This is a genomic window from Shewanella sp. FDAARGOS_354 (genome assembly GCF_002209245.2).
GTDB classification, from domain to species: Bacteria; Pseudomonadota; Gammaproteobacteria; order Enterobacterales; family Shewanellaceae; genus Shewanella; species Shewanella xiamenensis.
This window is the reverse complement of record NZ_CP022089.2, coordinates 3,360,988-3,376,266: the sequence shown is the minus strand read 5'-3', so window position 1 is coordinate 3,376,266 and position 15,279 is coordinate 3,360,988. Positions and strand designations below refer to the sequence as shown.

The 15,279-nt window shown below is 44.6% G+C and carries 12 protein-coding genes; 2 read left to right on the top strand and 10 right to left on the bottom strand.

What is annotated here, in order from left to right:
• Nucleotides 1–9: 9 nt before the first annotated feature.
• From CEQ32_RS15095 to CEQ32_RS15080, 4 genes are all read right to left on the bottom strand, one after another.
• Nucleotides 10–1,620 (bottom strand): IS1634-like element ISSpu7 family transposase, encoded by a 1,611-nt coding sequence (locus CEQ32_RS15095; protein ID WP_011787758.1) that lies wholly within the window; start codon nt 1,618–1,620, stop codon nt 10–12.
• Between the two features lie 100 nt (nt 1,621–1,720).
• The gene (locus CEQ32_RS15090) at nt 1,721–3,004 is read right to left on the bottom strand and encodes an ATP-binding protein (RefSeq protein WP_226871831.1); all 1,284 of its coding nucleotides are present in this window, start codon (nt 3,002–3,004) and stop codon (nt 1,721–1,723) included.
• Between the two features lie 113 nt (nt 3,005–3,117).
• The gene (locus tag CEQ32_RS15085) at nt 3,118–4,326 is read right to left on the bottom strand and encodes an IS4-like element IS10A family transposase (protein WP_001206290.1); all 1,209 of its coding nucleotides are present in this window, start codon (nt 4,324–4,326) and stop codon (nt 3,118–3,120) included.
• A gap of 102 nt (nt 4,327–4,428) precedes the next feature.
• On the bottom strand, nt 4,429–5,376 hold the full coding sequence (locus CEQ32_RS15080; protein WP_088586328.1) for a transporter substrate-binding domain-containing protein: 948 nt from the start codon (nt 5,374–5,376) through the stop codon (nt 4,429–4,431).
• A gap of 81 nt (nt 5,377–5,457) precedes the next feature.
• On the opposite strand from CEQ32_RS15080, the gene CEQ32_RS15075 reads away from it, so the two are divergent.
• The gene (locus CEQ32_RS15075; RefSeq protein WP_011715680.1) at nt 5,458–7,071 is read left to right on the top strand and encodes an IS1634-like element ISShes12 family transposase; all 1,614 of its coding nucleotides are present in this window, start codon (nt 5,458–5,460) and stop codon (nt 7,069–7,071) included.
• Here CEQ32_RS15075 and CEQ32_RS15070 read toward each other — a convergent pair.
• Complete coding sequence (locus tag CEQ32_RS15070) at nt 7,068–7,901, bottom strand: transporter substrate-binding domain-containing protein (protein WP_088586327.1); 834 nt, start codon at nt 7,899–7,901, stop codon at nt 7,068–7,070. The genes CEQ32_RS15075 and CEQ32_RS15070 overlap by 4 nt on opposite strands.
• The gene (locus CEQ32_RS15065; protein ID WP_088586326.1) at nt 7,898–8,524 is read right to left on the bottom strand and encodes a response regulator transcription factor; all 627 of its coding nucleotides are present in this window, start codon (nt 8,522–8,524) and stop codon (nt 7,898–7,900) included. Before CEQ32_RS15065 ends, CEQ32_RS15070 begins: the two co-directional genes overlap by 4 nt.
• 313 nt (nt 8,525–8,837) lie before the next feature.
• Here CEQ32_RS15065 and CEQ32_RS15060 point away from each other — a divergent pair, with 313 nt between their 5' ends.
• Nucleotides 8,838–10,076 carry an EAL domain-containing protein gene (locus tag CEQ32_RS15060; protein ID WP_037426652.1) on the top strand — a complete coding sequence of 413 codons (1,239 nt, stop codon included), beginning with the start codon at nt 8,838–8,840 and terminating at the stop codon, nt 10,074–10,076.
• Nucleotides 10,077–10,161: 85 nt separating this feature from the next.
• On the opposite strand, the gene menE is transcribed toward CEQ32_RS15060, so the two are convergent.
• Genes menE through menD form a run of 4 tightly spaced genes read right to left on the bottom strand, consistent with a single transcriptional unit; the run spans nt 10,162 to nt 15,256 of the window.
• Nucleotides 10,162–11,628: an o-succinylbenzoate--CoA ligase gene (gene menE, locus CEQ32_RS15055; RefSeq protein WP_088586325.1), complete on the bottom strand. Its 1,467-nt coding sequence runs from the start codon at nt 11,626–11,628 to the stop codon at nt 10,162–10,164.
• A 6-nt stretch (nt 11,629–11,634) separates the two neighbouring features.
• Nucleotides 11,635–12,684: an o-succinylbenzoate synthase gene (gene menC / locus CEQ32_RS15050; protein ID WP_088586324.1), complete on the bottom strand. Its 1,050-nt coding sequence runs from the start codon at nt 12,682–12,684 to the stop codon at nt 11,635–11,637.
• A 50-nt stretch (nt 12,685–12,734) separates the two neighbouring features.
• On the bottom strand, nt 12,735–13,535 hold the full coding sequence (gene menH / locus CEQ32_RS15045; protein WP_088586323.1) for a 2-succinyl-6-hydroxy-2,4-cyclohexadiene-1-carboxylate synthase: 801 nt from the start codon (nt 13,533–13,535) through the stop codon (nt 12,735–12,737).
• Entirely contained in the window at nt 13,535–15,256 is a 1,722-nt protein-coding gene (gene menD / locus CEQ32_RS15040; RefSeq protein ID WP_037423610.1) for a 2-succinyl-5-enolpyruvyl-6-hydroxy-3-cyclohexene-1-carboxylic-acid synthase, read from the bottom strand. Before menD ends, menH begins: the two co-directional genes overlap by 1 nt.
• Nucleotides 15,257–15,279 lie beyond the last annotated feature (23 nt).

The window sequence follows — 15,279 nt, the reverse complement described above, 5'->3', positions numbered from 1 at the left end:
GCAGCTAATTTAGGAATAAACTACCTCATAGAATCTACCGAGTAATTTGAGTAGTTGTGTTTGGTGATCTTGAAGTCCAGTGATGAACCTTTGGCCGTTAATCTCTAGCGTATCTATGCCTTCGAATTGCAAGAAGACCCAACGTGCCGTCGGTCTGGAGGTCGTCTTGTTCTTTACCATACTTGGGAAGAACGCTTCGGTTTGTGCGAGTTGTTCTCTGATTTTGTGTTCTAAACTAGCGTAAACAAGCAAGCTCAACGTCATTATCATTAGCAACGCTTCAATGCGCTCAGGCTTTTTCAAGAAGATGGAAGAGGTTAAAAACTCAGGGCTTTTTAGAAAACGGAAGCCGCGCTCGACTTTTTGTTGCGATTTGTAATGTGCTAGAAGAGCCGCCATGGTGAGTGCTTCATTGTCGGTGTCATTCGTCGCGAGGATAAACATGCCTACTTTGAGCTTAGCCAGTTTTACTTTTTCTAGGTCGGTGAAGGGGGCGGCTTCGATAAAGTATTGGTATCCTGTCGGTGCTTCATCTGTCTTTGGGCGGCCCGAATGAGAGTAAGTCGGCTGTTTGATGAGAGTGCCTTGTTCAAACCCAAGTAAGTCACATTGTTTCTTGAAATCGTTAAACGCTAATTCTGCGTCAACTTCACAAGCGAATGGTTTTTTACTTAGCTTTTCCAACGCTTTGATTTCTTTTGCTATGTTTTTCTCTAAGTTCTTGAAGAAAGTGATTTCTTCCCGCTTGGTGGCCTGTTCACTGTGAACGAGCAACCAACGTTGATTGACCTTTCCGTAATCCGAGTCTATCCAACATCCTGAGTAGCCATGACCGATAGTGCTTAATTGCTCTGGCTCTAGCGCAAGTAGTGCTTGTTTTGCGAGCTTGATGGTCATGGGGACACGGGTAATGAATTTTTGATTTTGCTCATCTAGCGAGGAGATGCTTTCTTCGGTGTACAAAGCGGCATCAGCGATAAAGTAACGACTATTTTGCGCGGCTTTTAGGCAATGTATGTGTCTTTTAGTGACTTCAGCGAATGCCTTGGCATCATTGGTGTTACCACTCAGTGCTTGCATGTAAACAGGAATACCTGCTTGGTTTTCACAGATGAGTTCAAGCACGACTTGGTTAAGCTCTGGCCTATGATCCCGACTATAACCTCTTACAAGCTTAATCACGTTGGTGTTTTCATCTTGTGCATACTCACCATCAACGTGGAAGCTAGTGATATCAAGATGAACAGAATCGGTCGTCAAGCCCAGTTTATCAACAACACGCTCAGCAATAACCTGATAGAGCGCTGAGACATCGGCTTCGTATAGAGCATCTAATGTGCGGCCTAGTACATCATCAGTCAGGTGGTGTGCTTCAATGTCTTTGGCGAGTAGCTTAGATACAGGCTTGGTCTTAAAAAAGTCCGAGAACATGTGCAGTGTTCTGCTATGAAAGCCAAGTCCATTTAGGAGCATGGCCAATACCGCGTCACCATGAGAAACATTGTGGTCAGAATATTTTGGGATAACGGCATCTATCATCCGTGGCAGGCCAATTTCGTGACAAAAGGCGGCAATGAGACCAAGGTGATCTAAGCGTTTAATAACAGGATGGGTAGACATATTTTGAGACCGTCAAATAGCAGTAATAGAGCAAAACTGTCGATCGCGGTCAAGATGGTGTCGTAGTTTTTATGAAAAGCTGATCGCCAGATCACACTATTTAAATTCTGGAATTAGCTGCGGAATGACGGTTACTATAGTGTTTTTCAATATTTCTTATATTCTTGCAAAATTCATATCCGTCCATCTCAGGCATATTGCAATCAGTAATAATGTACTGAATTTCGTTTTCTTTAAAAAGATCAATAGCAGATTTTCCATTGTCAGATTCAATAACATTATGACCTAAAAATTTTAATTGCTGAGCAAGTAATAACCGATTTGCAGGGTGATCGTCCACAATGAGTATATTATAGGATTGTTCTTCCTTATGATGATCTATTATCTGTGTTTCTACTATTTTTGGTAGTTCTTCGAGTAAATTTAATCTCAGCTCCATTCTAATCTCCGTTCCTGAATTTAGCTGGCTTTTTAATTCTAATGTTCCACCCATCATTTCACACAATGAACGACAAATCATTAATCCTAATCCAGTTCCTCCATATTTATTATGGGATTCATGACCTTGTGAAAATGGCATAAAGAGTTTTAGCTGATCTTCCGGTGAAATTCCTATGCCTGTATCTATAACCGTGAAAATAAAGCAACATTGGCTGTTACTTAGATTTGCACAACTGACAGATATTTTTACGCTGCCAACTTCGGTAAATTTAATTGAATTGCCGATTAAATTCGATAGTATTTGCTTTATCCTCATTGGGTCTACTAGCACATCATTTTTAATATGAGTATCAAAGTTAAGCTCTAGTGATAAGCCTTTTTGATGTGCTAATCCCTCAAACACCCGAACCACGGAAGTAACAATTGATTTTAAATTGGTTCTTACTGGAGATAATGTTAATTGCCCTGCTTCAATGCGTGCTATATCAAGAATGTCGCCAATAAGTTCAAGTAAGCCGTTTGCAGAGTCGTATGCTACTTTAATCGTGTTTAGTTCCGAAACTGGTAAATTTGGACTCTTAAGCGCTAACTCTAACATGCCAATTATAGCATTCATTGGGGTCCTGATTTCATGGCTCATAGTCGCTAAGAAAGTGCTTTTGGCTTGGCTTGCCGTATCTGCAACTTCTTTTGCATTTTCTAACTCTTTAATTAATTTGACTCGGTCACTAACATCTATCCATCCGCCAATAATACCTTCAATATTTCCAGCATCGTCACCATAGGATTTGAACCAGTGGTAAATATTATATTTTACTCCGTCAATATGTAACTCTCTATCTTTAAATATGGGAATGCCATCCTCTAAAGCTTGTATATATTCCTTATCAACCAGAGGTGCCTCAATAGCACGAATAGTTCCTTCTATAGTTGTTTTTTGCAATAACTCTTCACGTGAAGAATTGAATGTTCTAAGGTAACTTTCGTTACACATAGTAAGTTCACGTCGTTTATTTCTTACATAGATGGGGTGTGGTATAGCACTGAAGGATCCCCTCATAAATCAGCCATAGCATAGCCATATTTGAGCAACTGATTGGCGAATAATACCCAGGCCGCCAGCAATTCTTTCTCCGTGATTTGATAATCAGGCCGCCTGAGTACCTCCAATCCCAAGCGAATCGTTGAGAGTACCGTTCGATGCCCAATGGTATTGGCCTGAAAATGCTTATCCCAGCCCTGTTGCTGTGCGTGTAAACCAACTAGCCACAACAGGCATTGAACCATCAACGCTATCAGTAGGATGATGTCGAATCGCTCTGGACTGTTGGTACGACTTTGGCGTAAGCCAAAGCCGTATGCCGGGCTTTTGAGGTCACGAAAGGTTTCCTCTATTTGCATACGTTTGGCGTACAGGTTTACCAGCTGCTTTGGGCTCCGAGATTCTGGTGGTAAATTGCTGGCTAACACCCAAGGCTCTTTCGCCGATGTTGAGTACGTTTTTGCCGATGGATGGTGGCAATTAGTCCTCGTTGAACGCTGATTTGTACGCCCCTTAGGTTTGCTACGATAAAGCGTGAGATGGCAATTGATAGGGTTAGTTTTGGTCAAAGTCTTACAACCCAGGCTCTTCGCTTGACCGTTGGCCAAGTCATGTGTACTGCGAACTGCACGCCAATTTTCAGCGCCAATATCTGCAAATTGAACTGTACCGCGAATACGGCTTAGCCAAAACCAACCATGCGCCTCAACCTCTTTGTACCAAGGCACTTTGAACCCCGCGTCAGTCACGATGAGAGGGGTAACATGCAAAGGTAAAATCTTGGCTAAGTCCGCTAAAAAACCGTTGTGGGAGGCCTTAGAGCATTGTTCTGATAGGGGATAGGACTTCTCATACAGGGTAATAGAGCGGCCATTGAAGGCTATTGAGGCGCGCAGAGCCATGATGCGTTTATGCTCTCGGATGTCTGACCAATCGACGAGCACAATCGGCATAGGGTTACCAGAACAGATGAGGCTGGCATGCCATTGGTAGACAGCTAACCGTTCTTGATGCAGATGCGTGTTGCCGAGCAAACGATCAATGCGCTTGATGTTGTGCTTGGTTCGGGCCGTGGTTGGTAAATTTCGACCTAACTCAGTCAAGGTCAGTGTCTTACATTCAATCAGTGCCTTAGAGGCCAGCATCAAGCTGTTTAATCGTTTTAGGTGAAGTTCTGGGCAGTATTGGTGTAAAGAATGTTGTAGGATATTGGCTTCGCGCATCTTGTTGTCCAAGTGTAGTTTTTAGCGAAACCATTTGATCATGCAACAAGATGCGCTTCCACCCTAATTTGATGATTTATTTGTAAATCATCAGGGGATTCTTCAGGGTATAGCATCAACGATCTGTTGCATAAATAATAATTGCCCATCAAGAGCTTTTGTTGCTTTTAGCCGCTGTCTATAGTGTTGTCTAGTGTATAGTGTCCAACCTATCGATACTAAAATTAAAATTAGTGATGAAATTAAAATGGTATAAATTGTGTAACGATAATCTTTCCAGGTCTGTTTTGCTGGTAGAGAATTACTTCTCCAGTAATTTTCTAAAGTTTGTAGTTCGTTTGGTGGTATCGAAAGTAATGTTTTGTTAATAATGTCAACCAGTATGTGCTCTTCCTTTTTCACGGCAAAGTTAGCCGCGGCAGTCGGAATTTTCTCCACCAACTCTTTAACTTCAAGTATGTCATCAAAATAGCCATGGTTATAATAGTCTGCAATATTTAATGGTATAATGGTGTAATCAGCTTCACTGTTCTTTACTGTATCTAGAGCCTCGATAAAGTTAGATGTTAGCTTTATCTCTTTAAATTTAATATATTGTCTAGTATATTCTTCAATAGCATGATCACGGGGTATTGCTATTATCGGATCATTAATTTCAACGTTGTTTTTCCTTTGGACAATAATGTAAGGTGAGCTGGAAAATTCTGATGAGAAGTCAAAAAAAATTGCTCTGTTTTTATTTGGTGTTAATATGGTGATATATGGTGTTTTGCTTTTTAAAACTAGTTCCTGCTGCTCATTAAAGTCTTTTGAAGATGTATAATCAATATCTAATCCAGAGTATAATCTTAATAACTCCAAGATCTCAATTGCGTATCCTGCAGGACGTCCTGAACTATTAAGATAGGATAGAGGAGCCATATACTCGTTAAAGACAACATTTATTTTTCCATTCCTTTTGATCCAGTTTTTTTCTTCTTCATTAAATATAGGCAATTCGCTTTTTTCTGGAATAATATATCCACCTCCACTCCATCGTTTACCCGTCATTCCGCACCTAATTTTCGATTTAAAAAACTTGACGGCGATCGGTCATTCTGATCTATTACTCTCTTTTGCAGGTAATTCATCATGGCCGCTCCCGCTATCTCTATCCGTAACCTCGACCACCTTGGTTTGGTCGCTGCACTTTGCCAAGAACTCGGCATTGCTCGCATGATTGATGCGGTGCTACCCAAAACGCCGCCCTACAAAGTCTCACATGGTGAAGCGTTGGTGGCGATGATACTGAACGGTCTTGGCTTTCATAGTTCGACCTTGCACATGTTCCCGCAATTCTTTGCCAACAAGCCTGTAGAACGCCTGATTGGCCCGGGGATCTGTGCCGATGACCTCAATGATGATGTGCTCGGCCGCTGCCTTGATGCCCTCTTTGAGGCCGATGTCAGCACGCTTTATCAGGTGATGGCGGAGCAGGTCGTTGAACGATTGGGGCTCAAAAGTACTGCAGTACACCTCGATATCACCAGCTTCCACGTCGATGGCGCCTATGACCAAGCCGATGGCGAGCAGCTCGGTAAGTTGCAATTGGTACGGGGCTATAGCCGCGACCATCGGCCAGAGCTAAACCAGGTTATCCTGGAGCTTATCTGTGAAAATCAGGCCGGCCTGCCCATCTACATGCAAGCCTTGAGTGGTAATATTAATGATACCAAGGCCTTTGCCCAGACGGTACGGCGCCACTTGAGCAGTCTCAAGGCCGCGCAGGAGAGTCGTTATCTGGTCGGCGATGCGGCGCTGTATTGCGCCGACACCTTGCAACTACTGGCACAACAGCAACAGTTGTTCGTGACTCGTGTGCCTGTCACCCTCAATGAAGCCAAGCGAGCCGTGGCAACCATTGGCACCCAGTCGCTGGTTGCGCTGGGCAATGGCTATCATGGCTGTTGGCAAAGCGCCAATTATGCCGACGTCGCGCAGCGTTGGTTGCTGGTGCGCAGCGAACAGGCCAGCCACCGTGAGCAGCAAACATTAGCCAAAAACCTACTGAAAGACAGCACGCGTGAACTGAAAGCCTTCAACAAATTATGTGCCCAGCGTTTTGCCTGCGAGACCGATGCGCAGGCTGAATTAGCCCGTTTTGCTGTCAGCTTAAATCTGCTGCAACTAGAAGCAGAAGTCGTGAGTGAACCTATCTATGCAGGGCGCGGAAGGCCCCAAAAGGGTGAAATGCCGGTGAACTACCAATTTCACATCAAGGGGTTAGCCGCAAGTAGCTTGGCGCGGGTGGCTGAGGCGCGCAACCAGACAGGGGTGTTCATCCTCGCGACCAATGATCACAGTGAAACGCTCACCATGGCTGAGCTGTTGGCTACCTATAAAGCCCAGCAGAATGTCGAGCGTGGTTTTAGGTTTCTGAAAAGTCCCGAATTTTTAACCTCCTCGTTATATCTTAAAAAACCGGAACGTATCGAAGCGTTGCTGATGGTGATGACCTGTAGCCTGATGATTTATGCGGCGCTGGAGCACCGGATCCGGCAGGGCTTAGTAGAGCAGAACCGGAGTGTGGCGGACATGAAAAAGAAACCCACGCAAAAACCGACTGCGCGGTGGATTTTTTTACGCTTTGGCGGGGTGCACGAGTACCAGTTGGGAGAGGCGCCACCTCAAGTCACAGGACTCACAGTGGACCAGCAGATCATTCTCGACGTGTTAGGCGAACGGTATCGGCAAATTTATTCCTAAATCAGGTGCGGAAAGTCGGGTTTACGAATTAGTCGGCTTTCATCTTTAGATATTGTTTTTATCGCTTTATTAAAAATTTCTAGAAGCATATCATTGGTATCACTAGCTGCAAATGCAATGCCTTTTGAGTCGATATGTAAGTAATCGTCTAGCTGAAGCCTCTTGTAAAATGTGTTATTTATCATGTAATTTGCTGAAGATAAATCCATGATAACAGCATCAGTTTTCCCAAAAGCCGCAGCAGCAACTGCTGCTTGTTTTGTTGGATAGTTGATGATAGTTTTATTCGGGAAGTATTCTTTAACAACTTTATCTGCTAAGTAATCATATGCCATTGAGATCGTTTTGACCTCAGCATTTAATGACGTATTTTTAAATAATGCTGGACGATCTGAGATATAGGGTATGGATAGCTTTAACCCCTTATATTCTTCGTAACTATTTGCTGTGGTTAGTAAGTCCACATCTCCATTTTTGACTGCATTAATTGCGTCTTCTCTGACTTTAAAACGGATAATTTCAACCTGTGTATGGAGAGAGTCTTTTATTAGCTGTAAGAAATCTGCACTAATCCCTTGATAGTATTGACTTTCATCGTCAGCAACATCATAGGGATGGAAATTAGGCTCAGTTATTGCAATTCTTATGATTTTAAATTTTCTCAGGTATTCTTCTTCGGATTTAGTTAATGCTGTACTCTCAGCTTCTAGATTCGGATGTCCCTTCAGTAAAAAAGTATCACTATCGAGTGTGTGTGCAGTTGATTTGTGAAAAGATAATATAGTGATGGCTATTATAATAATTGGATTTATTATAGTCGCAATTTTCATGATAAATTATGTCTCTTCGCAATTTCTATTATGTCTACTAGTGTTTTAGCGTTTAGTTTTTCTAAAAGTCTAGTCTTATAAGTGCTGATGGTTTTATTACTAAGCAACATCCTATCAGCAATTTCTTTATTAGATAACCCTGTTGCGAGTTGTTGCAATACAACCATTTCTCTAGTTGAGAGTTTTTTAATTAGTTCGGCTTCATCCTGACTAGACTTTGATATCACATTGCTATTTGCCAATATTGGAAAGTAGGAGTGCCCTGAAAGAATTGCTTTTAATGCACCTGTTACTTCTGTTAAATCTTTTTGTTTTGAAACAAAACCAGATGCTCCCGCTTGAATACAGCGAGAAACAAAGTGCTCTGATGGTTGTGCGGTTAATACTAATATAGGTGGATTATTATTTAATCTTCGTGATCTATCAATTACTTCCAGTCCATCAAGTTGTGGAATTCCTATATCTAAAATAACAGCATCTGGTGATAGTTCTTTAATTAACCTGAGAGCATCGACGCCATTATTAGTCTCACCAATAATATTAAAGTTATTTTGCTCAAGAATAATTTTCAATGCCAAGATTACAACCGGATGATCATCAACAATTAATATTTTTTTCTTCATAAATAAAACTCCATAACCATTATGTACAGATTTTATCCTTTGTAAGCTCTTGTAGGAAATACTAGATAGCTATTCGGATATTTCCTACGAAGTGTTCGGGCATTTCTTTTTTAAAATTATCGTAGGATAGACGAAATGAGAACTATTTTTTACTACTCATAACATTTAGGTGGCGCCCTTTACGTATGTTGCAGCTTGTAACGACTTGTGGCGCAACCTATCTAAGTATAGCTATTTATCTGCAACTGGAAGCTGTAGTTCATTCTGAAAGGATACTATGAGATTTTAGATGGTTAGATTTGAAGGACATTTGATGAGTAAGATTCGGGTATTAGTCTTAGAAGATCATCCCTTTCAGCGTGCGGTACTTGAATATAACTTAGCTTCGTTTGCTGATGTTGAGGTATTTGCATTTGGCTGTGTTCAGGATGCTTTTACTTGGCTCGATGTTCACAATAGTGCTGATATTGTTATTTGTGATTTGATGATGGCAGGAATAGATGGCTTATCGTTTTTGCGCAAGGCGAAGGCTAAATACAGCATCCACGCAGTAGCTTTGTTTAGCTGTATCGATATGGAATTAAGGCGAGCTGTATCGCAGATGATAAAAATGCTTAATTTTGAGTATCTTGGCGATTTGAGTAAAAGTCCTTCTATTGGAAACTTGCAAAGTATGTTGGATAAGTTTGTCTATTCTCGTACTCAAAAACGTAAAGTGATGTCCTCTTCTCGAATTGAAATTAGACCGAAAGATTTTTCATTAGCTGATTTTCAGTTGGCACTTGAGCAACATCAATTTGTGGGTTTTTATCAGCCTAAATTCGATGTCACAGACTTTAGTCTGGCGGGTGTCGAAGTGTTAGCTAGATGGATTCATCCTGAAGTTGGCACGCTTAGCCCAGCCGTGTTTATTGAGCCACTGATTGGCTATGAGCTACTCGACGAATTGTTTTTACAATTATTTGAGCAAGGCTGTCGGTTACAACAAGAGCTGCATCAAAAAAATCATCATATTTCAATGGCCTATAATCTCGATATCTCCCAGCTCAATTCGACAAAGTTGGTTTATCGTATTGTGGATATCGCCAAGAGATTTAACCTCCATTCAAGGTTCATCACGCTTGAAATTACTGAGACAGGATTGCTTTCTGCTCCAGCGGTGAATATGGAAAACCTGATTAGGTTACGCATGCAGGGCTTCGAGCTAGCAATAGATGATTTTGGCGCGGCTCATTCTTCTCTCGCGAGATTATGTGAATTGCCATTCTCGCAAATTAAGTTAGATAGCTGTTTTGTTAGGGAGTTAGGTGTTGAACCTCGATGTCAGGCTGCGATATCAAGTGTGATTGCGTTATCTCAGGCACTTAATATGGAGTTAGTCATCGAGGGAATCGAAACAAACTCTCAGTTGGCCATATTGCAACAACTGGGTTGTACTGTTGGACAGGGCTTTTGTTTCTCCCGGCCCATTGATGAGCATACGTTTGTTCAGCGATTTTTTCCTATTGATATTGAAAGTGACGATTTTAACAGGTTGTATACCGAGGGCTAATACAAGCAAGATATGCAATGTTAATGAGATGACTTTTGCTCACTTTAATGTTGCGCAGTGCTCCCGACAAAATAGCTGAGTTTAGTTATGCAGTCAGCTTGATGATAAGTTGTCGATTCACTTTTAGGCCTATTTGCTCGGCATTTTCTGGCCAAGGGTAATAGCGGCGCGGTCGTTTAAAGCGGGCGATTTTGTCAGCGAGAAAGACTTCGAGCTCGGCCTCTATCGCGCTTATCTCTTGGCTTGTACTGCTGTGGATTGTCTCACCGAGAATAATGTCGCCACGAATAATGGCGGCGGGGAGCTGGCCGAAGAGGGGATCGGGCTGAGGGAAGACGATTGCCTCATCTATTAGCGGATGAAGTTTGAGTGCCGCTTCAATCTCTTCTGGTTGAATGTTTTCGCCGCCGCTAATAAACATATTATCGACGCGGCCAAGGATCTTAAGATTGCCGTTAGCATCCCATTCGCCTCTGTCCTTGGTATAAAACCAACCGTCGGCATCAAGGGACTTTTCAATTCCCTTATCAGCGAGATAACCCATAAATAAGCAATCTCCCCTTACCCAAATCACCCCATCAACAATCTTAAGCTCGCGCCTTGGGAGTAATTTACCGCTGCTACCATCACTTAGCGCGGGGCCTGTGGTGATTTGCGAGCCCATTTCTGTCATGCCGTAGCTGGTAAAGCTGGCAATATGCCGCTGTTCGAGTTGTTTCAGTAAATCGATAGAAACGGCACCGCCACCGAGTAGCAGGGCTTTAATACTGCTGAGCGAGGCCTGTTTGTCAGTGAGCAAATTGACTAACTGGGTTGGCACGAGGGACATATGGGTTAACGCATCGCGCTCGATTTGTGCCTGTAGCGGGAGAGCGAGATCTGGCAGAACCACAGTCGCCGCGACTAGGGCGCAGCGGTTGAGTATTGCAAGGCCGCCAATATGAAACAGCGGTAATGATAATAACCAAGCATCACCTTTGATGAGTGGGATCAGGCTGCGGGCGCCCTCGGCATTAACAATGTGATTCGCAAGATTGTGTACGGCCGCCTTGGGAAAGCCGCTAGAGCCAGAGGTTAAAATCACATTACTAGGACGATAAATATCAAAAGCTGTCGCGGTTAGGCCAGCGTTTGGAGCCACGCCTAGACTAAAATCTAGCGTGAGTTGATGACAGCCTGATAAAGCCAGCTCATCTTCGCTCCAATAGAAAGGGATTTGGTGGCTATCGATAAGCCCTTGAACTTGCGCCAGCGGAAAGCGCGGTGAGATAGGAAAAAAGATGGCGCCAATATCCACGCAGGCCCAATACAGGCAAATCATCTCTAGATTATTACGGCTGATACACGCCAGTGGTTGCCCTTGACCAACGCCGATGCGCGTGAGCTGCTCACCTAATCCCAGCACCATTTGGCTTAAGCTCGCGTAGCTGATGTCTTGCCCATTGCACTTAACCGCGGTTTGTTCAGGGAGCGTGAGCGCGGCGCTATGTAATGGCGAAATACCTTGCTGTGAAATAGATTGGGATGAGGCCAATGCTTTAGATTCGGACATTGTCGATTAATCCTGCTGCGTACTGGCTACAAGTTTAAGGCATTTAAGCGTAAGAGTTTGGGGCTTGCCGCTTGGTACGATTAAGTCTTGGCTAAAGGCGGCTAACGTATCGAGCCCAGGAATTTCAACGGGCGTCAGTATGGCGGCTAAATGGGCCAAATCATTGATACCTAAGCTGGCCTCAAGGCTGGAACTTAAGATACAGCGCACGCCATGGCTGTTCGCCTCGTCGATAAGGCGCTGAAGTTTTTCAATACTGCCCAGTAGCATGGGTTTGATGACTAATGCCGTTAATCCCTCATGCATCACAAATTGATAATCTGGGTCATTGAGGGATTCATCTAGGGCATAGGGCAGGGGAATGGTGCGATGCAGAGTGCGATTATCCTGCGGCTGTTTGCAAGGTTCTTCAATATATTCAATGCTATCTAGTGGCAAGCAAGCGGCAAAGTCGAGGGCCTGTTCCAAACTAAATCCACGGTTGGCATCTAAGCGCAGCTTGAGTTCCGGTCTTTGGCTTAAGATGCCATAAATCAAACTTAACTCATCTTCCATGGAGGTTTGTGCAACCTTCACTTTAACTGAGCGCACACTGCTATCGAGCTTGGCGATTTTAGCTATCAACTCGGCTTTGGGCGCATCTGTTGGCTGGTAAATCAACGGTACTGTGGTGGTAACTGGGCGCACTGTATCGAGTTTTCCGCTGAGTTTGGCATGTAGCAGGCTTAAGCCAAAGGCAATGGACGGATAGGAACTCGCTTCGGCCTGCTCGAGCAAGCAATCAATTGATTGGTTTTGCAGCTTGGGTAATAGCGCCACTAAGGCCTGTTGAACCTCATCGAGGCTTTCACGGCTAAAGCCTAATAATGGCTGTTGGTCGATATCGAACCCTGAGAGTGGCGCGATTTCAACATACTGCTCACGCACTTCACCTTCGGTTTGCGCTTTTGCCTGTAGTACTAAGCCTGCTCTGTAGTCAATGCGTTGTTTACCCACAGGCAAAAAGCGGTTTAAGGGCAGGCGATATAAATACAAGCTAAGTGAAGTTAAGATCATATTTTCCTTAACGCTTTATCGATTTAAAGGCGGTCTGTTTGCGTGGTTCTTTAAGGCAAGCGCTTGCCGATTAAGCTTTTTATACAGGCGAGTAATCCCGCAGGATTGGCTTGATGTATGTTATGCCCCGCCTGTTCAATCTGATGCAAGATGATGGGCTGTTGTGCTTGCCAGTCCTTTGCGATCGCCGTGAATTTAGCATCCTGGCTGCCGGCAAAAAAATGGCATTCGCAAGCAAGGCTTGCAGGTAGATCCCAAAGTGAAGTTTGGCGGGCAAGTGAGGTCGCCAAAAAGATTTGCTTGAGTGTGTGTTTGGGATGTTGGTCGAGCTGCGCCACGCGCTTTGCTATCAAGGCATTGCGCGCCTTGTCGGGCATATTGGCAAACACGGCCTGTTGATACCAAAGCTGTAAAAAATCCACGCTACTCAAGCTTTGCAGCCGTTTGGCCCACAGCTTGTCGCTCTTGCTGCGCGCGGCTTGTTCTTCGGTATTTGTCAGCCCGGGATGACAGGATTCTAGCCACAAACTCAACACTCGCTGCGGATAAGCTTGGGCAAGATGTAAGGCAATCCGCCCACCGAGGGAATACCCATAGAGGTAAAACGCTTCAATGCCGAGGCGATCGAGGCGGCTGATAATGTCTTGGACACAAAAGTCGAAGCCATCAGTGAGCGTCGATGCGATTTCTGGTTGATTGTCGCCGTGGCCGGGTAAATCGAGGCAGATGCAGTGAAAATGTTGGCTGAGTTTAGGGATCAGCGGTAGCCAATCGGCCTTCGATCCTAAAAAACCATGGATCAGGACCAAGTTTGGCTGTGCTGTCTCTCCATAACGGGCCACGGTCGGCATTAGCTTTGTTTCACCCATAAATTCAGCGCGGCGATCTGCTCGCTGGCTTGGTGTTGGCTAACGGTGACTTCGATGACAGAAGCACCCTGATAATCCAGCGCTTCATTATAGCTATTTTGGAAGTCGGCTAAGTTATCCACTTGGTTATAAGGAAGATTAAACATAGCGGCGGCATAACCAAATTCCAGACCATGGCTTAACCGATAGTAATCACTGCGCAGTTCCTCATTGGGGACGGGCAAGAGATTAAAGATATTACCGCCATCGTTGTTGAGGATAATGATCACCAGCGGACTGGTTAAATTGCGGGCGATGGCAAAGGAGTTGAGATCATGCAACTGGGATAAATCCCCAATAATCAAGCTGGTCGGTTTACCTTGGTGCGCTGCAATACCGCAGGCGGTGGCCAGTAAGCCATCGATCCCCGAGGCGCCGCGATTAGTGTAAGTGGTGGCAGTGCAGCAGCTCACTGGCGCGTACATATCGTACAAACGTACCGGCAGGCTATTGCCGATAAACAATTGCTGCTCCAGTGGTCGTGTATTGGCAATCGCGCGGATAACCTGAGCTTCACCAAACTCACCTTGATCAATATTGCGCACGAATAAACTATGCAATTCATCGTTGTAGCTAACTAAGGTATTAGCCCAATTCGCCGATGAAGAGCGATACCAGTTAAGCGATGCAAATTGGGCGGCGTTGGCGTGCCAAATGTGTTTAGCGTTATGGCTTGGGTCGAGCCTATCTTGCTGCGGCAGCACTTGCCAGTAACTGTGCCAGTTTTGTTCGGCAAGGTAAGCAATCAAACGCTTAGACAATAAGCGTCCACCAAACACCAGCACGCGGTCTGCCTCTTGTAACAGATTGCGCGCCTTAGGATGTTGCAGTAGTTGGTCAATATTACCAATCGCCGCCGGATGTTGTCGCAGTTGCGACTGAGCATCGGTCAGTAACGGCCAGCCAATTTTTTGAGATAGCGCAATGAGTTGCTGTGGATCTTGCTCTGGCGTGAGCGTACCCGCGATGATTACGCCCTTACCATGGACGAAACGCATAATGGCATCTTCGCTCGGGCTGCTTAATTGTTCACGCTTACCATAAAGAGTGTAAGGACGTGCTTGTTGCAGCCAGGTTTGCAGCGGCTTGAGGTATGGCGATTCGCTATCGAGAATTGTGGCAGTTAATTCACTCGGATATAGCGGTTCACGGTACATACAGTTGATATGCACAGGGCGTGTTTGATTGGCCACGGCCTCATCAAGCGTGGTGAGCAACATCTGCGGTGCAATGTGTACATCCGGCGTGGGGAGATTCACCTGCTGGGCATAATGGGCAAAAATGGCTGGTTGCACTATGGCTTGGTTGGCGCCACAACCGAGTAATTCTGGCGGTCTGTCACCACTAAGGACAATTAAAGGCACATGGGTGAGCCACGCTTCGACTATTGCAGGATAAAGATTAGCGACGGCCGTGCCAGAGGTGGTAATAATAGCTACGGGCGCAGAGCTGGCTTTGGCTAATCCAAGTGCCATAAACCCTAAGCCGCGCTCATCGAAATGCAAATGACGTTTCAGCTTGGTTTGCTGGGCTGCTGCAAGAGTTAACGGGGTTGAGCGTGAGCCTGGTGCCATGCAGACATGCTGCACACCAAGACGTGCTAATTCTTCCAGAATCAGTGCGCCCCACATGAGATTAAGTGTGGCTGTGTTTTCGGTTCGCATAGCAAGATCGATCAGGATAAAGA